The 22024-nt window shown below is 55.7% G+C and carries 20 protein-coding genes; 10 read left to right on the top strand and 10 right to left on the bottom strand.

The window, feature by feature from the left end:
* Window positions 1-128 precede the first annotated feature (128 nt).
* The 5 genes from pepN to AC2FH6_RS08670 all read left to right on the top strand — a co-directional run bounded on the left by pepN (window position 129) and on the right by AC2FH6_RS08670 (window position 6748).
* Complete coding sequence (pepN, locus tag AC2FH6_RS08690; RefSeq protein WP_496702116.1) at window positions 129-2738, top strand: aminopeptidase N; 2610 nt, start codon at window positions 129-131, stop codon at window positions 2736-2738.
* On the top strand, window positions 2735-3163 hold the full coding sequence (locus AC2FH6_RS08685) for a hypothetical protein (RefSeq protein WP_496702115.1): 429 nt from the start codon (window positions 2735-2737) through the stop codon (window positions 3161-3163). The genes pepN and AC2FH6_RS08685 overlap by 4 nt, the downstream gene beginning before the upstream one ends.
* Before the next feature lie 129 nt (window positions 3164-3292).
* Window positions 3293-4552, top strand: a complete 1260-nt coding sequence (locus AC2FH6_RS08680) for a hypothetical protein (protein WP_142634967.1) — start codon at window positions 3293-3295, stop codon at window positions 4550-4552.
* A 70-nt stretch (window positions 4553-4622) separates the two neighbouring features.
* Window positions 4623-6134, top strand: a complete 1512-nt coding sequence (gatB, locus tag AC2FH6_RS08675) for an Asp-tRNA(Asn)/Glu-tRNA(Gln) amidotransferase subunit GatB (RefSeq protein ID WP_496702113.1) — start codon at window positions 4623-4625, stop codon at window positions 6132-6134.
* 182 nt (window positions 6135-6316) lie between these two features.
* Window positions 6317-6748 carry a DUF4177 domain-containing protein gene (locus AC2FH6_RS08670; RefSeq protein ID WP_281972785.1) on the top strand — a complete coding sequence of 144 codons (432 nt, stop codon included), beginning with the start codon at window positions 6317-6319 and terminating at the stop codon, window positions 6746-6748.
* Between the two features lie 55 nt (window positions 6749-6803).
* Here AC2FH6_RS08670 and AC2FH6_RS08665 read toward each other — a convergent pair whose 3' ends face one another.
* On the bottom strand, window positions 6804-7886 hold the full coding sequence (locus tag AC2FH6_RS08665; protein ID WP_496702210.1) for a glycosyltransferase family 4 protein: 1083 nt from the start codon (window positions 7884-7886) through the stop codon (window positions 6804-6806).
* 262 nt (window positions 7887-8148) lie between these two features.
* Window positions 8149-8403 carry a BolA family protein gene (locus AC2FH6_RS08660; RefSeq protein WP_496702110.1) on the bottom strand — a complete coding sequence of 85 codons (255 nt, stop codon included), beginning with the start codon at window positions 8401-8403 and terminating at the stop codon, window positions 8149-8151.
* Window positions 8404-8510: 107 nt separating this feature from the next.
* Between AC2FH6_RS08660 and AC2FH6_RS08655 the strand changes: the two genes are divergently transcribed.
* A complete protein-coding gene (locus AC2FH6_RS08655) occupies window positions 8511-9137 on the top strand; it encodes a J domain-containing protein (protein WP_496689725.1) in 627 nt (208 codons plus the stop codon).
* A gap of 5 nt (window positions 9138-9142) precedes the next feature.
* Here AC2FH6_RS08655 and AC2FH6_RS08650 read toward each other — a convergent pair whose 3' ends face one another.
* Complete coding sequence (locus AC2FH6_RS08650; RefSeq protein ID WP_496701691.1) at window positions 9143-10030, bottom strand: Hint domain-containing protein; 888 nt, start codon at window positions 10028-10030, stop codon at window positions 9143-9145.
* Between the two features lie 450 nt (window positions 10031-10480).
* On the opposite strand from AC2FH6_RS08650, the gene cobS reads away from it, so the two are divergent.
* A complete protein-coding gene (gene cobS, locus AC2FH6_RS08645) occupies window positions 10481-11464 on the top strand; it encodes a cobaltochelatase subunit CobS (protein WP_496690879.1) in 984 nt (327 codons plus the stop codon).
* A gap of 93 nt (window positions 11465-11557) precedes the next feature.
* Here the strand turns inward: cobS and AC2FH6_RS08640 are convergent, their stop codons facing one another.
* The gene (locus AC2FH6_RS08640) at window positions 11558-12562 is read right to left on the bottom strand and encodes a hypothetical protein (protein WP_496702108.1); all 1005 of its coding nucleotides are present in this window, start codon (window positions 12560-12562) and stop codon (window positions 11558-11560) included.
* A 278-nt stretch (window positions 12563-12840) separates the two neighbouring features.
* Between AC2FH6_RS08640 and cobT the strand changes: the two genes are divergently transcribed.
* The 3 genes from cobT to AC2FH6_RS08625 all read left to right on the top strand — a co-directional run bounded on the left by cobT (window position 12841) and on the right by AC2FH6_RS08625 (window position 16960).
* Entirely contained in the window at window positions 12841-14718 is a 1878-nt protein-coding gene (gene cobT, locus AC2FH6_RS08635) for a cobaltochelatase subunit CobT (RefSeq protein ID WP_142634986.1), read from the top strand.
* Between the two features lie 53 nt (window positions 14719-14771).
* A complete protein-coding gene (locus AC2FH6_RS08630; RefSeq protein ID WP_496702106.1) occupies window positions 14772-16553 on the top strand; it encodes an aminopeptidase P family protein in 1782 nt (593 codons plus the stop codon).
* Window positions 16554-16618: 65 nt separating this feature from the next.
* Window positions 16619-16960: a DUF427 domain-containing protein gene (locus AC2FH6_RS08625; RefSeq protein ID WP_142634990.1), complete on the top strand. Its 342-nt coding sequence runs from the start codon at window positions 16619-16621 to the stop codon at window positions 16958-16960.
* A gap of 339 nt (window positions 16961-17299) precedes the next feature.
* Here the strand turns inward: AC2FH6_RS08625 and AC2FH6_RS08620 are convergent, their stop codons facing one another.
* The 6 genes from AC2FH6_RS08620 to AC2FH6_RS08595 form a co-directional block, all read right to left on the bottom strand.
* A complete protein-coding gene (locus tag AC2FH6_RS08620; protein WP_282021446.1) occupies window positions 17300-17581 on the bottom strand; it encodes a hypothetical protein in 282 nt (93 codons plus the stop codon).
* A 119-nt stretch (window positions 17582-17700) separates the two neighbouring features.
* The gene (locus tag AC2FH6_RS08615) at window positions 17701-17913 is read right to left on the bottom strand and encodes a hypothetical protein (RefSeq protein WP_281972780.1); all 213 of its coding nucleotides are present in this window, start codon (window positions 17911-17913) and stop codon (window positions 17701-17703) included.
* 48 nt (window positions 17914-17961) lie between these two features.
* On the bottom strand, window positions 17962-19083 hold the full coding sequence (locus AC2FH6_RS08610) for an alanine/ornithine racemase family PLP-dependent enzyme (RefSeq protein WP_496702104.1): 1122 nt from the start codon (window positions 19081-19083) through the stop codon (window positions 17962-17964).
* On the bottom strand, window positions 19080-20279 hold the full coding sequence (locus tag AC2FH6_RS08605; RefSeq protein WP_496702102.1) for an N-acetyltransferase DgcN family protein: 1200 nt from the start codon (window positions 20277-20279) through the stop codon (window positions 19080-19082). The genes AC2FH6_RS08610 and AC2FH6_RS08605 overlap by 4 nt, the downstream gene beginning before the upstream one ends.
* Before the next feature lie 83 nt (window positions 20280-20362).
* Window positions 20363-21181, bottom strand: coding sequence for a hypothetical protein (locus AC2FH6_RS08600; RefSeq protein WP_496702100.1), 819 nt, complete (start codon window positions 21179-21181; stop codon window positions 20363-20365).
* A gap of 10 nt (window positions 21182-21191) precedes the next feature.
* Window positions 21192-21545 carry a hypothetical protein gene (locus tag AC2FH6_RS08595; RefSeq protein WP_142635000.1) on the bottom strand — a complete coding sequence of 118 codons (354 nt, stop codon included), beginning with the start codon at window positions 21543-21545 and terminating at the stop codon, window positions 21192-21194.
* Between the last annotated feature and the right edge of the window lie 479 nt (window positions 21546-22024).

Here is a 22024-nt window from a genome sequence, read left to right as displayed (position 1 = left end):
GGTCGTCAGGCCACGTCGACATCGACAGATGCTTATCGCCTATTGAACAAGCTTACTTGCACCGCTTGCAGCCCATCGCAGCAACCCATAACGTCGCGCCTGATACCAACCCCCATTCGAGGCCACCGATGCGCGACGCAGCCCCCACGACGATCTATCTGAAAGACTACACTCCGTTTGGTTATCTGGTGGACAGCGTACATCTGACCTTTGATCTGGCCCCAAATGCGACCCGAGTGACTTCGCGCATCGCCTTCCGGCCCAATCCTGATGCCTTAGACCGTCAGTTTTTCCTGCATGGTGAGCAACTGAAACTGATCCGTGCTACTGTTGACGGGGTTGAGATCACTCCAGACGTCACAGAGACCGGCCTGACGGCGGTTGTTCCCGACGCGGCATTTGTCTGGGAAGCCGAGGTCGAAATCGACCCAGGCAATAACACTGCGCTTGAGGGGCTCTACATGTCGAACGGCATGTATTGCACCCAATGCGAGGCCGAGGGGTTTCGCAAGATCACCTTCTATCCCGACCGACCCGACGTGATGTCGATCTTCACCGTACGCATTATTGGCGCGTTGCCGGTTCTGCTCTCGAACGGCAACCCGACCGGCAAGGGGGATGGTTGGGCCGAATGGAATGACCCCTGGCCCAAACCCGCCTATCTGTTCGCCCTTGTCGCAGGCGACCTGATTACACATCCCGGTCAGTTCACAACCAAATCGGGCCGCGAGGTTGAACTGAACCTGTGGGTGCGCCCCGGCGATGAGGGAAAATGCGCCTTCGGTATGGAGGCGCTGAAGAAGTCGATGAAATGGGACGAGGACGTCTATGGCCGCGAATACGACCTGGATGTCTTTAACATCGTCGCCGTCGATGATTTCAACATGGGGGCGATGGAAAACAAGGGTCTGAACATTTTCAACTCGTCCGCCGTGCTGGCCAGCCCTGAGACATCCACCGATATGAATTTCGAACGGATCGAGGCGATCATCGCGCATGAGTATTTCCACAACTGGACTGGCAACCGCATCACCTGCCGCGACTGGTTTCAGCTGTGCTTGAAAGAAGGTCTGACGGTGTACCGCGATGCGCAGTTCACCTCGGACATGCGCTCGGCCCCGGTCAAACGTATCCACGATGCCATCGACCTGCGGGCGCGCCAATTCGCCGAGGATAACGGCCCGCTTTCACATCCGGTAAGGCCAGAGAGCTTTCAGGAGATCAACAACTTCTACACCGCGACGGTCTACGAAAAAGGCGCCGAGGTGATCGGCATGCTGAAACGTCTGGTAGGTGACGAGGCCTATGCGCAGGCGCTGGAGCTGTATTTTGATCGGCATGACGGTCAGGCCTGCACCATCGAGGACTGGATCAAGGTGTTTGAAGACACCACAGGTCGCGACCTGACCCAGTTCAAACGCTGGTACAGCCAGTCTGGCACCCCGCGCGTATCGGTGACCGAAGAATGGACTGATGGCATCTACACCTTGACGCTGAGACAGCGCACCGACCCGACCCCCGGACAGTCAGAAAAACTGCCGCAGGTTATCCCCGTTGCGGTCGGGCTGATCGGCGCGAACGGGGATGAAACCATGCCCACAACCATTCTGGAGTTCACGCAGGAAACCCAAAGCTTTGCTTTCGAATACACAGTAGAAGGCTGGCGCTTGCAGGGTTGCGAAGGACCGGAACGCGTGGCCGGTGCCAATCCGCCCAAACCCACGGCCTCAATCCTGCGCGATTTCTCGGCCCCTGTGATTCTGGAACATGACCAGAGCAGCGCTGAGCGGGCCTTTTTGCTGGCTCATGACAGCGACCCGTTCAACCGCTGGCAGGCGGGGCGATCTTTAGCCGAAGACACGCTGATCAAGATGATCTTGACGGATGCGGCACCGGAAACGGATTATCTCGATGGCATCCTCGCCGTATTGCGCGACAGCGATCTTGACCCGTCTTATCGCGCCTTGATGCTGGGGTTGCCGTCCCAATCTGAACTTGCTGCGATGATGCATGAACAGGGTGTCACGCCCGACCCGATGGCCATTTGGACCGCTGTTGAAACGCTGCGGCAGGTAACGGCCCAGCACGTTCAGGATCTGCTGCCCCGCCTGCACAGCGAAACCAGCATCGAAGCAGCCTTTAGCCCGGACGCAGAACAAGCCGGCCAGCGGGCTCTGGGTGGGGCCGCACTGGCGTTGACCTCACGGCTGGACGGGGGTGCAAAAGCGGCCGAGGATTATCAGCGCGCCGATAACATGACCCTTCAGCTTTCGGCTTTGTCCTGCCTGTTGCGTGCGGGCAAAGGGGAACAGGAACTGAACGCGTTTTATGACCGGTGGCAAGATGACCGGCTGGTGATGGACAAATGGTTCGGCCTGCAGGTGGCGATGTCAGCCCCGGCAGAAACTGCAGATAACGTAAGCCACCTGACCGGGCACCCGGATTTCAACTGGAAGAACCCGAACCGTTTCCGGGCTGTTCTAGGGGCATTGGCGACGAATCACGCCGGTTTCCACCGTGCTGATGGAGCTGGTTATTCTCTGCTGGCGGACTGGCTGATCAAACTGGATCCGGTCAATCCGCAGACCACGGCGCGGATGTGTTCTGCATTCCAGACGTGGAAGCGGTATGACGCAGATCGCCAGGCCCTTATCCGCAACCAGCTGACCCGCATCGCCGAAACGCCAGACCTTTCACGGGACACGACCGAAATGGTGACGCGCATCCTGAACGCATGACCCCCTATTCCTATACACGGCATAACAGGTCACCGCAGGTCATCGCCATTCTGCTGTCGGTCTATGCCGCGCTGGCTGTGTTGGTCATCGCCTTTGATGCCGTCTGGTGGCTGATTGGCCTGCTGGCCCTGTTCACCCTGCCCGCATTATGGGACTTTGCACAAAACACTCGTTCGGGGCTCCGGCTGGAACAGGATGGGCTGCGGTGGTTCTCGGGGCGGCGCGAGGCTGGCGTAAGATTGAGCGAAATCGACCATGTGCGTCTGGATACACGCTGGGATTTCTCGGTGCGCATGTCGCTGGTGCTGACCTCGGAAAAGCGGATTCGCCTGCCCGATGAGTCGACCCCTCCGCATAAGGAACTCGAGTCCCGCCTGAAAGAGGCTGGCCTAAAGGTTGAACGGCATCATTTCGGCCCATTTTGAAACGATCCCGAGGCTCAGGGTGCATTGACCGGAACAAAGCGACAATAAGACGGTTGTAGCTTGAATTTGAGCCAAATAGAGGCCAGTCTCTAAAGCTAGGTTACGATTTTTTTTGTTTCGAGTGTAAGCATGTTCCGGTTTCTGATGGCCCAAAAGGCCCGCGTTCCACATCCATCCTTGAAAATTGCGTCAGATTTCGACGCCGCCGATGCAGTGCTGGCCGCTGCTCTGCCAGATCAGGGTTCGGTAAATATCCCCGTCGCAAATGTCTCGGCCGATGAACTGATCGGTCAGGACGTCATAGAGCTTGGCCGCGATCTGGCCCGTCAGGATCGGTGGGCAGACCTTTCTGCAAAGATGCGTGCCGCCGATGACGCGCGCGAAACTGCGCCCGATGGGATGCCAATCGCGGATTTGCTGGCATTCGGCGCTCGGTCCGATGTAGTGCTGGCGGTCGAACACGCTCTGTCCGATTATCGGGCATTGTCAGACTATGATCTTCTTGGCGGAATTTCTGAGCTTGAGGATGAAATGCGGGCGCATGAGGATGATCCGATGATCGCCCTTGTTGTGGCTATGGCGCATATTGACCTGGCCTGGGCGTGGCGCGGCACTGCGACAAACGCAGTTCTTCCCCCCTTGCACCGGTCTCGCTGCACCGCCCATTTCGACCGCGCGGCCGATATCCTGCCAAAATGCCGCGAAGCCGCGCCCAACAATGCGCTGGTTGCGGCTGTTGGCTGTGCTCTGCTGGCAGGTCAGCGCAAGTCCAATCTGCGCGTGGCTGATCAGTATGAACAGTTGATTACGTTGGACCCGCATAACCAACGCCATATGCGTGCAATGGGCACTCATCTGCTGCCACGCTGGTTCGGCAGCTATGAAGAGCTTGAGGTTCAGGCCCTGCGCAATGCAGCCCGTACCCATGACCTTTGGGGCGCCGGTGGCTACACGTGGGTCCAGTTTGATGCCATCGCCCTGGACGACGAAGCCTGCGCACGGCTGGATATCGAGTATTTCCTGCAGGGTTTGCACGATATTCTGCGCAACCGCCCCGACCAGCAGATGGTCAATATGCTGGCTGCCTATTGTGCGATAACCATCCAGAACGGCCTTGGGGGTAATGAAAAGGCCGACGCGGTGCGCGCTCAGATCCACGACGCGGCCAACTGGCTGATCCGTGATCACCTGACCGAACTACATCCGCTGATCTGGGCCCATGCGGCACAAGGGTTCAATAACTCGGTCCGCATCAACTCGCCCGAACGGTTTGCAGCCCGCGGGCACCGCGATGCGTTGCGGGCAATCGGCGACCTGTTTCGTGAGGAACTGCGCAGCGGCATGGATGTGACCTTTACTCCGACAGGGTTGCACCTGTCCGGACACTGATTCCCCCTTGCCCCTTTGGCGCGCCGGGCCTAATACGCAGGCTTAGACTTCTGCGGAAATGAGGCGCGCCATGCTCGACCTGACATACGAAATGCCTAAGCCCAAAACCATTGCCGGGGCCAAGCACGATTGGGAACTGGTAATCGGGATGGAGGTGCATGCGCAGGTCTCGTCCAATGCCAAGCTGTTCTCTGGCGCATCGACCCAATTCGGGGCCGAGCCGAACTCGAACGTGGCCTTTGTGGACGCGGCAATGCCGGGGATGCTGCCGGTGATCAACGAATATTGCGTCGAACAGGCCGTGCGCACCGGGTTGGGCCTGAAAGCCGATATCAACCTGAAATCGGCTTTTGACCGCAAGAATTATTTCTACCCCGACCTTCCGCAGGGTTATCAGATTTCCCAGCTTTATCAGCCCATTGTCGGCGAAGGTGAAGTTTTGGTCGAGATGGGCGACGGCACCGCGCGCATGGTGCGGATCGAACGCATCCACATGGAACAGGACGCGGGCAAGTCGATCCACGACATGGACCCGCATATGTCCTTCGTCGACCTGAACCGAACCGGTGTTTGCCTGATGGAGATCGTCAGCCGCCCCGACATTCGCGGCCCGGAAGAGGCCGCCGCCTATATCGCCAAGTTGCGTCAGATCCTGCGCTATCTGGGCACCTGTGATGGCAACATGCAGAACGGCAATTTGCGGGCAGACGTGAACGTCTCGATCTGTTTGCCGGGGGCCTATGAAAAGTATCAGGAAACACAGGATTTCTCGCATCTGGGCACCCGTTGTGAGATCAAGAACATGAACTCGATGCGCTTCATCCAGCAAGCCATTGAGGTCGAAGCCCGCCGCCAGATCGCGATCGTCGAAGGTGGTGGCAAGGTCGATCAGGAAACCCGCCTGTATGACCCGGACAAGTGCGAGACGCGTTCGATGCGGTCCAAGGAAGAAGCGCATGACTATCGCTACTTCCCTGACCCTGACCTGCTGCCGCTAGAGATCGAGCAGGCCTGGGTTGACGACATCGCCGCCAACCTGCCCGAGCTGCCTGACGATAAAAAAGCGCGTTTTATCAGCACGTTCGGACTGACGGACTATGACGCATCGGTGCTGACTGCTGATGTTGAATCGGCTGCCTATTTCGAAGAGGTCGCGCAGGGTCGCAATGGCAAACTGGCTGCAAACTGGGTCATTAACGAACTGTTTGGCCGCCTGAAAAAGGAAGATCACGAGATCACCGACTCGCCGGTTTCACCTGCACAGCTTGGCGGCATCATCGACCTGATTTCCTCGGACGCGATCTCGGGCAAGATCGCCAAGGACCTGTTCGAAATCGTCTATACCGAAGGCGGAGATCCGGCGCAGATCGTCGAAGACCGCGGCATGAAGCAGGTGACGGACACGGGCGCGATCGAGGCCGCTTTGGACGAGATCATAGCCGCCAATCCGGCACAGGTCGAGAAGGCCAAGGTAAACCCGAAACTGGCCGGCTGGTTCGTTGGTCAGGTAATGAAGGCGACTGGCGGCAAGGCCAATCCCAAGGCCGTTAACGAGCTGATTGCCAAGAAACTGGGATCGTAGATCTTTCGGTTTTACTGATTTCGGCGGCGGGACTTTAGCCTTTGCGCAAAGTCCCGCCGCTTGTCATTTGTGGCACCAGGCCCGCACCAGCAGATGTGCCGGAATTCGCCCGCTGCGCTATGATGACTTTCCCATTGTGATCAACCTGCTAGATTACCCGGAACTTACAGGTAGGAATTCCGATGCCCCGCTACGAATACAAAGTTGTCCCTTCCCCCCAAAAGTCTGCCAAGACCAAGGGTGAAAAGTCAGCCGAGGGACGTTTCGCTGCTTCTATTGAACAGGTGCTAAACCAGATGGGGCAGGATGGCTGGGAATATCAACGCGCCGAGTTGTTGCCCAGCGAGGAACGCTCCGGCCTGACCGGCAGCACCGTGAACTGGCGCAATGTGCTGATATTCCGCCGTGAAATTGATGTGCCTGTTGCCCCGACACCTGGCCCGACCGAAACAAAGGATGGCGTTGCTCTTGCTCAACCTGTTCCTGGTCCCGATACCGTTCAGGCCCCGGCCCCCATTGCGGAACAGGCCAAAGAGCCGCCTTTGTCGCTGAAAGGTGCTGAAACAGAAAAATCGGAAGACGAAACTGCAGAGACTGAAGGTCAAAAAACCTGATTGCCCTAACCGGGCCTGTCAAAAAAAACGGCTGTCAGGAGTAGCGTTTTGAATCTCAGCTCGTGACGTCGCGAATTAGCGTGTCCCATTGGGCAAAGACCTGATCTGGGGACAGATCGGCCTTTAGCGTAGGTGACACCTTGGACATCTGCGCCCTGAGGTCGGGTTCATGGATCAGCTTCAGCACTGCCTGTTCCAAACCACTGACATCGTTGACGGGAACCAGATATCCGTTCCGTCCGTTTTGAATGAACTCTGACGGACCGTAATCGCAATCGAAAGACACGACCGGTATCCCGCTGACCGCCGCCTCAGCGACGACATTGTGAAACCCTTCGAACCGCGAGGTGGCTACCAGAATGTCCGCACGCTGCGCCCATTCCCCGACCTCGATCGTATTGCCGGGCAGCCGAGCAACCGACTGTAGCCCCAGATCATCGCGCAGTTTCTGCAGATTTTCCCGCTCGCTGCCCTCACCATAGATAATCAACCTGGTATCTGGAGCTTGGGAATGAATGCGCTGCATCGCCTGCAGCAGCATGTCGAACCCCTTTTGCCGAACGAGGCGGCCAACCGCGACCAGTTGCACACCCTGCCTCGTGCCAGAGGATTCAACTCGCTCAAAGGGGAGGATCGGGTTCGGAATAACCATCCCCTTCTTGCGCAAAGTGAAGGGAAGATCCGCCAATCCGCGATGTGTCAGCCCGACAACCTTTGCTGCCTTTATCCCCGCAATCCCCTGAAGCGGTGCCCAAAGGGGATGTGCGTCCTGTCGCAGCGGATTATTGCGTTCAGAAATGATAACGGGAATCCCAGTTCCAACGCTTGCCAGAAGAGTCTGAACATTCACCTTGGTCAGGAATGAGATTACAACGTCCGGTCGGAATTTCTTTATGACAGAGCGGATATGCGTAATACGTGACGCCTGTCCCGTCGCCTTTTCTGCAACGCTGAGTTCAACATCGAGATGCATCGGGAAATAGGGACCATCGGTCGGCATCTGAAAACCGGTGACGTGGACAGCACAACCGCGCCGGGCAAAATGCCCTGAAAGCATCGCGATTACTTTCTCTGCCCCCCCAGGCCCAAATCCAGCCTGCACAAAAAGAACTCTCAAAACCAAATACCTGAAAAACATCCCGTCAAAGGAGGGTAGATTAGGGCCCGCGTTCGAGCAACTGTTATGCATGGAATGTTTTCACATTCAGGCTGAATTTCCTGATTTGTTGCAATCAGTGCAAGAAACCGGTCGAAATCACCAAAACACCGAAAAATTACCGGCCGGCTTTCACCTATCCAACCCGCGACCCTGTGCCAATCTCTGAACGATCACGGCAAAACCCGCGAATTGTCTTCGCTGCAGGGGTGCGACCGTTCCGGGCCGCGTTACAAAAGCCTGCCTAAACACCGATATCCAATGCCAAAGCATGGATCCGCGGCACGATATCTCCAAGCGCCCTGTGAACTGCGCGGTGGCGGGCAACGCGAGATTGCCCCTCGAATGCAGCCGCGCGGATTCGGATGTTGAAATGGCTTTCACCACCGTCTTGGAATCCGGCATGCCCGCGGTGGCTTTCGCTGTCGTCAACGATTTCAAGCTCATGTGGATCAAACGCCGATTGCAGGCGGCTTCGCATTTCTTCGGTCACGGTCATTTTTACGCTCAGCGGCAAAAATATTACCGCCCCCCTCTTCTACTTTCGGCTGCTTAGACTAAACTGCTGCCTCCGAGTCGAGAAGATGCGTTCTTAAGGATCATAGCATGACGAAATCAGACCCATTTGGATTCGATATGTCCGTCTCCAGCGCGAAGAAAAAAAACCCGCGTGGACGGCGTGGTATGTCTGGCGCGTCTGAAACTTCGGTGCGAATCTGTGACCATGAGGGCTGTGAAGAGCCTGGTAAATTTCGGGCCCCGAAAGCACCGGATGTTTTGGATGATTTCTTCTGGTTCTGCCAGCAGCATGTGCGCGAGTATAACCAGAAATGGAATTTCTTCGACGGCACGACCGAGGCCGAAATGAATGCTCAACAGTCTAAGGACAAAGTCTGGGAGCGTGAAACCAAACCCATGGGCGATCCCGAGGCACGTGCCTGGGCCCGTTTGGGAATCGAAGACCCGCACCAGGTGCTGGGCGCGAACAGTACCCAGAACAAAGGGCGCACTACAGGCGGAGGCGGCCGCCGCCTGCCCCCGACCGAACGTCGCGCTATCGAGATTCTGGAAGCCAATGACAGCTGGTCCAAGGCCGAAATCCGAAAGACCTATAAAAAGCTGATCAAGGTGTTGCACCCCGATATGAACGGCGGCGACCGCTCGCAGGAAGAGCAGCTGCAAGAAGTTGTCTGGGCCTGGGACCAGATCAAAGACAGCCGGAACTTTAAATAGGCGTTTTAATTGCTGGCCATACCCTGCAGCGCCAGCACTTCGGGGCGTTTCAAGCAACGTAACCGCGTTCGAGGAACCGACGCCTCAGCACACAGTTCAGGGAATAGCGCGCGCAATTCGTCGACGTCTTCGCGGTGAAAGGATTGCAGCGCCCTGTCGCCCAGAAACAGGCTTTCGCTGCGCACGCCATTGGATGTCAAAATCTCGTGCCGTTCGCAGGCAATGTGAAAATATTCTACCGGCTTATCGGGCGACACTTGATAGACCGTATCGCCATTGACCAAATGGATGGCAGCCGAAAAAACCTTTGCTTCGCCAAACAATAACTCGGCCCGCCAGCCTTCCAGCACGATCCGATGCTGAGGCGACACGTACAAATCCTGATCCGGCATCCCTTTGCCCAGGGCATTTCTCCGGATGCAGACAGGTCTGAACTTTGGCCTGCTGTGCAAAGCCATAGTGCTAAGAGCCCTTTTGCCGGTCCAGACAATAGGCAGTGCCCCGCCATTCGAGACGAGCACCCTGTCGCCAACAACCAATTTCTCGACCGGGACCGGTCCGTTGTCGGTATCAATCAAAGTCCCGGAAACAAAACAGGGCGGGTCTGTTGGATCAAGATCCGAGGTCGTGATCTTCCAGTTCCCCAATGTCATCGGGCCCGTCGGGTTCGCCGTGTCCCAGGCATAAACCTGGCCGCCCACCCGAATGAACTCGCCAGATTCCCCTGTGCCACGGTAATTGCCTTGGCCAAGATATGTGTAGGTCTGGAACGTTGCCCCACCATCGAACGAGATCGTAGAGCCAGAGATAATGGCAGGAACGGTCGTGTCCTGAACGATCAGGTCTCCGCGGCCAGTGCTGTTGACAGTATGGAGAAGGGCATCAAAAGCCATTGGTCAGGCCCAGGATGCTGACGACCGAATGCGCCAACAAATGACCATGGAAAGTACAGAACTAAAAGCAGCCTTAACCAAGCTTCTCATAAACTACCTCACTCGGAACCCATCAAAACTCACCAATATGTTCAGTCTAAAACACAGTTACCCCCAAACTAAGTGATATTTTCATATTTGAATGCATATTGTTGCCTGCTGGCCAACAATATCGCCTGATGTAAAAGTGCAATTTCACCAAGACCATCTCCTTATGTGTAATCCGATTGGGCACTGTGCCTTTATCTGAAACGAACGGAGGCGGTATGCCGAGCGCGTCAATACGAATGAAACTGCGCCTCAGTCTTTTAGCCTCGCCGCTTCCCCTTGCCCTTACCCGCAATATGTTGCACCACACACGGGTTCAGAAGCCCGCGCGGGGGCCGCGGTATCAGGATAAGGACGACAGGCATGGATTGGCCGATTGACGCAAACGCAAAACCAACAGAAGAGATTTCGGTCCGAGATGTGTTCGGCATCGATTCTGACATGCAGGTCAAACGCTTTTACGAACAGACAGAACGGGTTCCCGAGATCGACCCGACATATAAGTTCGACCCAGATACGACGCTGGCAATCCTCGCAGGGTTTACCCATAACCGCCGCGTGATGATTCAGGGTTATCACGGCACCGGTAAATCGACCCATATCGAACAGGTTGCCGCACGCCTGAATTGGCCGGCTGTGCGTGTGAACCTCGACAGCCATATCAGCCGGATCGACCTGATCGGCAAGGACGCGATCAAACTGCGCGACGGCAAGCAGGTTACGGATTTCCACGAAGGAATTCTGCCCTGGGCTCTGCGTAACCCTGTTGCGATCGTCTTTGACGAATACGACGCCGGGCGCGCAGACGTGATGTTTGTGATCCAGCGCGTTCTGGAAACCAATGGCAGCCTGACCCTGCTGGACCAGAACGAGATTCTGACCCCGCACAAGTATTTCCGCCTGTTTGCCACCGCCAATACTGTTGGCCTGGGTGACACAACCGGCCTGTATCACGGCACACAACAGATCAACCAAGCCCAGATGGACCGTTGGTCTCTGGTCGCGACGCTGAACTACCTTAGCCATGACGCAGAAACGATGATCGTTCTGTCCAAAGCGCCGCACTACAACACGGCCGAGGGCCGCAAGATCGTCGCTCAGATGGTCACCGTTGCCGATCTGACTCGGACCGCGTTCATGAACGGTGATCTTTCGACCGTGATGAGCCCCCGAACGGTAATCAACTGGGCCCAAAACGCCGAGATTTTCCGCAATGTCGGCTATGCTTTCCGCCTATCCTTTCTGAACAAATGCGACGAGCTGGAGCGCCAGACAGTGGCCGAGTTCTATCAGCGGTGTTTTGACGAGGAACTCCCGGAAAGCGCTGCAAGCACCAGCTTGGGATAACAAAATATACGGAATTTCCGGGGGCTTGTGCGTGGCACAGGCTTTCGGAAGCTCTGGTAGGGCCACATCATCAAAAGCTACGAAAGCTAGCCTTTATGCATTATTGGCCAAATGTGCCTGTGCAACTTCTCGAGCCGCATCTGGAGCCAACAATCCGTCGTCGTCAAGTTTCCAGATTCCAATGTGATTGTCACAGAATTCGCGAAGATGACCGCGTTTACTGACGTCTTCCGCCAATTTGGTTAAACTATCCGCCGCCTCTGTGAAGTTATGCATGGCATAATCATCAAAGTCCTGGGTTTTCCACGGCCGATCATCGCCGAAATGAAACGTCAGACTGACATTCTTGAGCATCAGCATTCGTTTCGAGTGCGCAGCGAGATTGAATAGCATTGGCTGTATGACCCCAGACATCCCGAGGCAGGAATCTGTGCGAACAAATTGATCGAAAACTTCTTTGGAAAAAACAAAGCAGTCGAAACCCGGATGCTGCATACCAACCTCGCCCATAGACAGGGGGTCATGGGAAAACCCATGCGCATCGCCAAATGTCCGGCGATTGATCGTGATGGCATCGAAACCACCCGCAATAAGCTGACGTACCGCGCCATAAAAATAGGGCTGAAGACAAATATCTGCATTAGTGTAGATTACAAAATCTCCGGGTTTAGCAACGGATGCACCCTTTTCCAGAATATCAAACAAAAGTGGCAAAGGCCGAGGAATTCGAAACGTTCCGACATCCAGAACCGTGCGTTCCAGTTTTGTCGCAACTTGCAGGCCGTAATGGGCCTGAATCAGATCTTCGTCCCCATGCACCGGAACCTGCACCAAAGTTGTTTCACCTTCACCAGCCAACGGATCTGATTTGGCAGTCACCATGCTATCCAACGTAGCGCGCTGCACATCATTCATCGCTCCGTCGACAGAAAAGAAATTTACGATATGCACCAGGTTGATTGGGTCAGGATCTTTGTATTTGGGATCGAAAACGTGAACTATCTCACTCAGCGGCGTTGAGGGTGACTGACAGAAAACATTCTCGGCTAGCCAGCCGGAGGGCTGTAATTCTATGGTCTGTCTTTTGATCCCGAACAATTTTCGAAATTGTCTTCTGAGTCCCATAAAACCGTCCCAAACAAATAACTATATCACGCGTTCGTGTACCGTTCGTTTTGCATTGTACTGACGGAAAAGTCACCCCCAGTTAGAATCACAGGCCACGCAGAAGCCGGGCGTTGCCTCTTTTCTACAGGTCCGGCGTTTTTGCAATTCGGGCGTGCCGCTGATTACCCGGAAAACAAAGCCGACCCTATGGTCAAGACCTATGATTGGCTCTAGGTTGCCCGAGTAGAACAAGACCGGACCTGCCACCGATGAGCAAACCCAAAGACAACCCCGCTGATCCGTTCAAGAAAGCTCTGGCCGAAGCCACCAAAGTGATGGCCGACGATCCGGAACTTACGGTGAGCTATACGGTCGACCCGTCGGGCCTGTCGGGTGAGTCGATGCGGTTGCCTCAGGTCTCGCGGCGCATGACGCGGGAAGAGGTTCTGTTGGCGCGCGGGACCGCGGATGCTTTGGCTTTGCAGCGACGCTATCACGATGATGCTACTCATAATCGCTATGCGCCTCCGGGTGACATGGCCCGCGATCTGTACGAGGCGATGGAGGTTGCCCGGTGCGAAGCGATGGGTGCGCGGGACATGCCAGGCACTGCGTCCAACATCGACGTCAAGATCGGGCACGAAGCGATCCGGCGTGGGTATGATCAGTGCAAACAGCCAGCTGACGCGCCTCTTTCGGTGGCCGCCGGCTATCTGATCCGGCATCTGGCCACTGGTCGCGACCTGCCGCCTGCGGCTGACAATGTCATGAACCTGTGGCGCGGGTTTATCGAAGATCAGGCGGGGGGCGTACTGGAGAACCTTGACGAGGTGCTTTCGGACCAGGCCGAATTCGCCAAGTTTGCACGCCAGATGATCAAGGATCTGGGCTATGGCGATCAGCTGGGCGATGACCCGGATGAGCTGGACGAAGATCAGGAAGATCAGGCCGAAGACGACGCCGAAGAACAGCCCGACCCCGACAGCACTGGCCAGGATGATCAGGACGAACAGGACGCGGATGCGACCCCTGAGCAGTCACAGGAAGAACAGCAGGATCAGTCTCAGGCCCAAGTCTCCATGGATGAGATGGCCGAGGATGAAATGGGAGAAGAGGCCGAGATGCCCGAGGGCGAGGCCCCGCTGGAGCCGCCTGCCCCTCCGCCTGCATCCGATGCTGATCCCGACTATAAGGTCTACCTGAGCACCCATGACGAAGAGATCGCCGCCGAGGATCTGGCGGAGCCCGCTGAGCTGGAACGCCTTCGGGCCTATCTGGATCAACAGCTAGAACCGTTGAAAGGCGCCGTCAGCCGTTTGGCCAACAAATTGCAGCGCCGGTTGCAGGCGCAACAGAACCGCAGCTGGGAGTTCGACCGCGAAGAAGGCATACTGGACGCGGGCCGTCTGGCGCGTGTTGTTGCAAGCCCAACCACACCGCTGAGCTTTAAGGTCGAGAAGGACACTGAGTTCCGCGATACGGTGGTGACGCTGCTGTTGGATAATTCGGGCTCGATGCGCGGGCGACCTATTTCGATCGCGGCGATCTGCGCGGATGTTCTGGCACGCACGCTGGAACGCTGCAACGTCAAGGTTGAGATTCTGGGCTTTACCACGCGAGCGTGGAAAGGCGGACTGGCGCGTGAGGCCTGGCTGAACGATGGCCGTCCACAGCAGCCCGGTCGCCTGAACGACCTTCGCCATATCATCTACAAAGGCGCAGATGCCCCGTGGCGACGCGCCCGGCCCAATCTGGGGCTGATGATGAAAGAAGGTCTGCTGAAGGAAAATATCGACGGCGAGGCGCTGGAATGGGCGCATCGCCGGATGACGGCAAGGCGCGAGCAGCGCAAGATTTTGATGGTAATCTCGGACGGGGCGCCGGTCGATGATTCAACGCTCAGCGTGAACCCAGCAAACTATCTGGAAAAGCACCTGCGCGATGTGATCGGGATGGTCGAAAAGCGCAAGATGGTGGAATTGCTTGCCATCGGCATCGGCCATGACGTGACCCGGTATTACGACCGCGCCGTGACCATCACGGATGTCGAGCAACTGGCCGGAGCCATGACTGAGCAACTGGCCGCTCTGTTTGACAGTGATCCGCGCGCACGAGCACGGGTGATGGGAATGAAGAGAGTAGGCTGAATCGCCTTTTCCATAACATGGCGTCGCGCGCTCCAAACTGATAGAGGTATGACATGTTTCAGTCCTTCGCCGTGACCGCACGGCCGGAACAGGGCCCGCCCCGGCTGGCCGATCTGCGGACCGAATTGGCACGCGACGGGTTGGACGGTTTCTTGGTCCCGCGCGCGGATGTGCATCAAGGCGAGTATGTGGCCCCGCGCGACGAACGGCTTGCCTGGCTGACCGGGTTCACAGGTTCGGCCGGGTTTTGCGTGGTTTTGGCAGATAAGGCCGGCGTCTTCATTGACGGACGTTATCGCACTCAGGTCAAAGCGCAGGTCGCCGCCGATTACACACCTGTTCCATGGCCCGAGGTCAGCCTTGCCGCGTGGCTAAAGGAACAACTCCCGCAGGGTGGTCGGGTTGGCTTTGATCCGTGGCTACATTCGGCGGGTCAGATCGCGAAAACGCAGACCGACCTTGAAGGCCGAGATATTACACTGGTGCACAGCGACAATCTGGTGGACCGGGTTTGGCGGGATCAACCCGATCCACCACTGAACCCGGTAAAGCTGCACCCGATCGAATTCGCGGGCGAAAGCGCAGACAGCAAAATCGCGCGTCTGGCGCAGTCCCTGCAGGACGCGGGCTGTGGCGCAGCGGTGATTACCCTGCCCGACTCGATCATGTGGTTGTTGAATATTCGGGGCTCCGATATCGGGTACAACCCGGTGGCGCATGGGTTTGCTATACTGCATGCGGATGGCCGCGTGGATCTGTTCATGGCGCACCAAAAGCTGAACGTGGCGATGGCCGATTCAGTCACAGTTCATGCGCCGGACACGTTTGTGACGGCTGTCGCAGCGCTTGACGGTAAGGTTCAGGTTGATCTTGGTACGCTGCCACAGGCAGTGGCCGATGTGCTAGAAGGGCAGATGGTCGATGGCGGCGACCCTTGTGCGCTGCCCAAAGCCTGCAAGAACCCTGCCGAAATCGCAGGCAGTGCCGAGGCACATCTGCGCGATGCTGTCGCTGTGATCGAAACGCTATGCTGGCTGGATGCGCAAGCCGCTGGCAATGTTACGGAAACGCAGGTGGTCACTCGGCTTGAGGAGAACCGGCGCAAGGATAATGCCCTGCAGGATATCTCGTTCGATACGATTGCAGGGACAGGACCCAATGGCGCGATCATGCATTACCGGGTGACCGAGGAAACCGACAGCCTGCTGCAAGACGGTCATATCCTGGTGCTGGACAGCGGCGGACAATATTTGGATGGCACGACTGATATTACCCGGACCATTGCTATCGGCAATGTGGGTGAAGAAGAAAAAGCCTGCTTTACTCGCGTGCTGAAAGGCATGATCGCCATGTCTATGCTGCGCTGGCCTGCCGGGTTGGCTGGACGTGATATCGAATCCGTGGCGCGTGTGCCCCTATGGGCAGCGGGTCAGGACTTTAATCACGGTGTCGGGCACGGCGTCGGTGCCTATCTGAGTGTGCATGAGGGTCCTCAGCGTCTGTCCAAAGCCAGCCATGAGCCCTTGCTGCCGGGCATGATCTTGTCGAATGAGCCGGGTTATTACCGCGAAGGTGCCTTTGGAATCCGGATTGAAAACCTTTTGGTGGTGCAATCTGCCCCTACCCTGCCCAGTGGTGACGCGGAACGTCCCATGTTGGAATGGCGCACATTGACCTATGTCCCTATCGACCGACGCTTGGTTCTGACCGATATGCTGACGGCAGTCGAACGCGACTGGCTGAACGCATATCACCGCGAAGTTGCCGAAAAAGTTCGACCAAGGCTGGGAGATGACGCCCAACTGTGGTTGGATGCCGCAACCGCACCGATCTGACACCGCATCGTTACATATACCGGGCAGTGGACAAGCGGGAAACCGGACCAGAGGAAAGAGCAAAGATGACCGAGATCACCATTCGCAAGACACCAGGCAAATGGAGCGTCCGTTCAGGAGGCGCCATTCTGGGTGAAACCACAAATGCTCTGGAATTGCTCGAGGGCGATCTTGATCCGGTCATCTATTTCCCTCGTACCGATATCGCGATGGCATTTCTGGATGTTACCGACAAGGTCACGCAGTGCAAACACAAGGGCCAAGCCACGCATTTTTCGATCGTCAACAAATCCTCGGTCACTGAAAACGCTGCTTGGAGCTATGAAGACCCGATCCATTCTGCCTTAGACATCAAAGGCCATGTCGCCTTCTACCCGCTTGATTCCGTGAAGGTCGAACAAATCTGACGTATGTCCCAGATGCGCAATACCTCTACTCAATCTAGTTGTTGCACAATATGAAAGGCCAGATCGCTTTGGCCTTCACGTCAAAATCTGGCTCGAAGTAAGTGAACGATCCTTTTCGCTGGATACCACGAAAGTAGCATACGAGCCCGACCTGCACCTTGGGATTTCTCGCTGCGCCTACACTAATATCTGCTTTTTCCGGTATTCATGGCGCAGTTTCTTGGCAAAACCCACGCCCAAAATGGTCTGTTTTTCTGGCACCAAATAGATTTGCTTTTTGTCGATCTAATGCCGCAATCAAGGTGAGTTTAGAGAGTTAAACTGAAGCCTGCTCAAGATCTAAAACTCATCAAATTCCGGAACATTTCCAAGCCTAATGATGAAGCTTGGCGCCCCGACCTCGCCACTGTTCGGGTCCTCACTGACCATGTAGGCATCAGCGCCAGCGCAATCGTCGGATAGCGCTTCCCTTTCTGCTCTGTTTTGTGCTTCCGCCGCCGTGGAGTATTCAAATTGCTTGCCAATTTTCAAGCTTCCTTGCCCTCCGCGACCGGGCTTATTTTCTACGTATGTCTGGCAGATATAGTGAATTTTTTCTGAGCTCTCATCTGAGATTGTCATGGCAGTATCCGTAAAATGAGTATGGGTGCGATTGATGCATGGGAAAAACAATGCTCGCTAGCCGCTTTGTTCGTGTTTCGATCATTCAAGTCGGGCAAAAAGAAGGGGCGACAATCCTGTCACCGCTTTTTGACGGGCTTCGGCGGACAGGCTTCAGATAATGTATTCGCATCCCTTTCGAGCCGAGTTTTGCGGAGCCGGGCATTCTTGATCTGTCTTTGCTCTGCTTCTTCGTTGACCATTTCTCTAACGATCCGCGTTGTTTTGTCCATCGGTGTTTCCGCCTTGGGAACGTGTGCATTGAAGACAGTTTTTTTTGTCAGCTTTGCCAATGGTTATTCTCCTAACCGTTTTCAACGGTGCATTTATCAGTTGAGTGTTCAAATCGATGCCAGGTGATTGCCTGATCCTTGAGAGACATGCGCGTGTCGTGAATGACTGCCACGGAGCAGCTTTGTCTTAACGTCAGGAGCGGACATAGCATTCATCAATGCACTATAGTTCATTTGGAACTTCATTTCCGATCCTACGCTTTGCGTCGAATGGTAAGTGCCAACGACAAGATGATCGCTTGTTGCACCGATAAACCTGTATCCAGGGGGCATCGAAAGCCCCAAAATGTTCGTGTCTTGCTGACCAACGGCCAGAATTATTTGTGTGCTCTGTCCGCTTTTCGGGACGAGGTGAAGTCTTTTGAATACCGGATCGCAGATACTCTGAGGGTGAGATGCAGGTTTGGACCCTGTTTCAATTACCTCAGCGACAAGCGTAAATGCATCCGTATACATCCCGCCTATCTGATCTCCGGATACCGGATCAACGCCCAGAAGCATTGCTTCCCCCAGCCTTAGATCATTGATGCGACAAGCTGGGTGTCCGCCGAGGGCCCAAGGAAGGTTGGCCGAGTTTCCGCCAGATACCGTGTGAAGGAAGGGACCACACTGCCCCTCTGTTTCATTCGCCAGTTCAGATAGGGCCTCCATATCTGCAGCATTCGGGGCAATTCCCCCCAGACATGCAAAGTTCGCTCCGATGCCTTTCAGCGTAACGCCGGGCATGTCCACCACTTGCTGTGCAACCGAGCCGAGGTCCTTTGGCATGATCCCTTCGCGCAGATCGCCCATCTCAACCATCAGGATAATGCCGTGAATGCAGTCTTTCCGGATCGCGGCGGCGGCCAGAGCGGTAATCACGAGGATTTCTGTATTGTAGCTCGCCTCACAGTATTGGATGACCTGATCGACCTGACTCAGCATTGGTGTACGGATCAATGTGATCGGGCATGTCATGCCCGCGTTGCGTAACCTTCGCACGTTACTAAGCCGCGCTTCCGCAAGCCCCACAGCGCCGCCGTCGAGCATAGCCTGAGCGATGGCTGGATGCCCGCACACCGCCTTGGTCACACCGGTGACACCGATGCCGCGTGTCTTGAGGCGCTCGACAACAGTCTTCGCATTGTGACGTATCTTGCTCAGATGCACCTCAATGCGAGGGGTACTCATATCGCAGCCACGGGTGTGGAGTGATGTAACCCAGGGTAAGCGGCAACAACCATTGCAAGCAAATGCGAAGCCGGCCGGCTGAGTACATCCGTTACCGGCAGCCCGAGTATTTGTGACTGTGCGGCGATCGTGTCGGTTACCTCGGCCTCGGACATCCCCTCATGATTGAGCGTGACACCAATGACCTTTGTGTCAGCAAATGCTTCGATAAGGGCAATCTCACTTGCAGGCTTGGGCATCGGCATATTGGGAAAGTCACAGCGATGCGCGCGCTTTGGAGCGTGCTGGAGGATTACGGCGTCCGGCTGGCTGCCCCGCAGGATAAAGGCGGATGTGCAGAATGCCGGATGGCTCAACGCCCCTTGACCTTCGATCAATATGACATCGGGTCGTTCAGACTCGGAAGCGTCAACGATCGCGCCTTCAAGTTCGCCGCAACAGAACTGCGGTGGTACGGCATCCATTGCCACCCCATATTTTGCACCCTGCATCAAACCTGTCTGGCCCGTACCAACAAGGACGGTCTTGATGCCTCTTGAGTTCAAGGCACGGGCCAAAACAGTCGCTGTTGTCCGCTTTCCAATGGCGCAGTCGGTCCCAAGAACCGCTATGCGCAGTGCTTTCACACCTGCAATACTTCCATCGAACAGGCGCATATCCTTGCTGGGTTTAGGTTTGCGAATATCTCGGATGGTGACTTTGCGTTCGGCCGCAAAAGAGGCGATTTCTGGATCATCGCCCAGATACTCATGCAATCCACTGACGATGTTCATACCAAGTGATATCGCGTCGAGAACAACGTCACGATCTGTCGATGAGAGCCTGCCCGTAGATGGTGCCATCCCGTAAATGAGGGTATCTGGGATTACGGCTTCATGGACAACAGCAGCGTCCAGACTTCTGAAGACCGGAATGTGGTTTACAGTATCGTCAAGAACCAGTCCGCTGTCTCTGCCGTCGTGATCGCTATCTATGACAGACAGGATCCTGTAGGCCTCTGAATGGCGAACGAGGCCATTTGCAGTTTTGCCATCCGCCTTGGCAAAGTTACCTTGGCAATAGACAATCGCAGTTGGCGGTAAGATGATCTGAGTGGCAGAAGTTGATCTTATGGGTTCGTCGCTGGTCAATGGCGGCGCCTGCGCCCCGCTAACAGGACGACGGATCGTGTTTGCCACGTTAAAGTCGGTTTTCATGATGTTTCCTTTGTGTGGTCGACACCCAAGGCAACACGGTCGTCACCATCGGATACCAAAGTCGAAATAGTCGCGCCGCGCGCTCAGTTATCGAGAACGCACAGGCCTTTAGATGACTTGAAATTCTTGTTGCAGTTCCAACGGTTTCCGGACCTGTCAAGATGGGCATTCGCAGGAAGCTCTATTGTTTCGCAATTCACACCTGAGGTCGCGTATCCCCGCTCGCACTTCCATCCCGTGCCGTACGTTGCATCGTCCAAGTAGGCATGTTCAGGGATCACGACGGCCGCGCACGTGCCATCCTGTACAAAATATCCACGTTCACATGTCCAGGGTTGGCCGTATCCTGATGAATTCAGATACGCGTTGGCCGGGACCACAATGGCGACGCAACGGTCGTCCAATGCTTCGAACCCACGTTTGCATTCCCACGCGGGTCCATAGGTCGTATCAGCCAGATAAGCGTTTGCGGGTACGACAATTTCTTGGCACGTATCGTCGATTTTGAGAAAACCGCGAGAGCAATGCCAACGTTCACCTGATGAATCAAGGAATCCGCCATCGGGTACAATCACCGCAACACAGGTCGCTTCATCGTTCTCGCGAAAACCATGAAGACATTCCCAACCTAAACCATAGGTACGGTTGGTCGGATAGGCATTTTCTGGCACTACGACAGCTGCGCAGACGTCGCCACTCAACCTATACCCGGCGTTGCATTTCCAACCGTCACCGTAACTCGTTGCGGTGGCATTGTCTGGCACCGATTGCGATGTAGATTGAGCGAATGCAGGCATCGAAAATAAAAGCAAAGCACAGAGTGTAAACCCAAGCAGCGCCGCACTCATCTGAATGCCTAGTGACAGATTTGCGCGCCAAGTCGTCCGAAAGAGTTGCGGCATTGCCTTTGCCTTATGATCCATCCAACTCAAGCCCCGCGATACAGGCATCTGCGAGGTCGCGGCTTGGCGAATCTGACCCCGGCAGTGTTGCCCAACCTGTATCCATCATGGCCTTGCGGCGGTTGAAGCCAGAGGCCTCTTGCAGTGTTTCGATTATTTCTTCGCGCTTGGGGTCAGCGGTTGACCTGTTCAGGCAGACCGGCACCATCGCAAGCGTTACTTCTTCGCTAGCATGGTCTTTCGCCAACTCTTGAGCGCTGCCGCTGGTTGTCCATCCGCCCCAGGTAAAGCCAAGGATTGAGACCGCCACCGCACCACACAAAGCACCGTAGATGCCTGGTTTCGTCCATTCTGGAAATGTCATTTTAGTTCCTCTGGCGGAGAAAGCGCCGCCTCGCTGTTTTATGTCTTTCTGCGCAATCTTGATCTTGCGCCCGGGCCAATCCCAGGACGCGATGGTCGATAGGCGCAGTTTTTGCCTATCGGAAGCTCATTTGATCAACGGTTGCGTTGTGGTTTATTGGCAAGCCATCGGTGCGTCTGATCACCACAAACGGATCAACTAACGTCACAAGCGATGTGGTCGTGCGCGAAAACATCGGCAACTTTCCCAAACATCAAATCCAAGTAGAGGACGTGACAGCTGAATTTTCATGATGGAAGAACTTAGTTCACTCTAGCAGGCGATACGCCTGGGCTGCAGAAAACCAGAACTTTAGTGTTCCCTATGTAACCACTTGGAGACGCAATTACAACGCTCGTGGCCCTACCGCTGTTCCCAAGGCCCCGATACCGATCAATAAATTGGTTTCAACCTGGCATTTGCTTTGTGTATCGGCAAAT

Source organism: Ruegeria sp. CDSC045 (assembly GCF_059610725.1).
The sequence above is the reverse complement of the archived record's forward strand: the minus strand, read 5'-3'. Positions and strand labels throughout refer to the sequence as shown.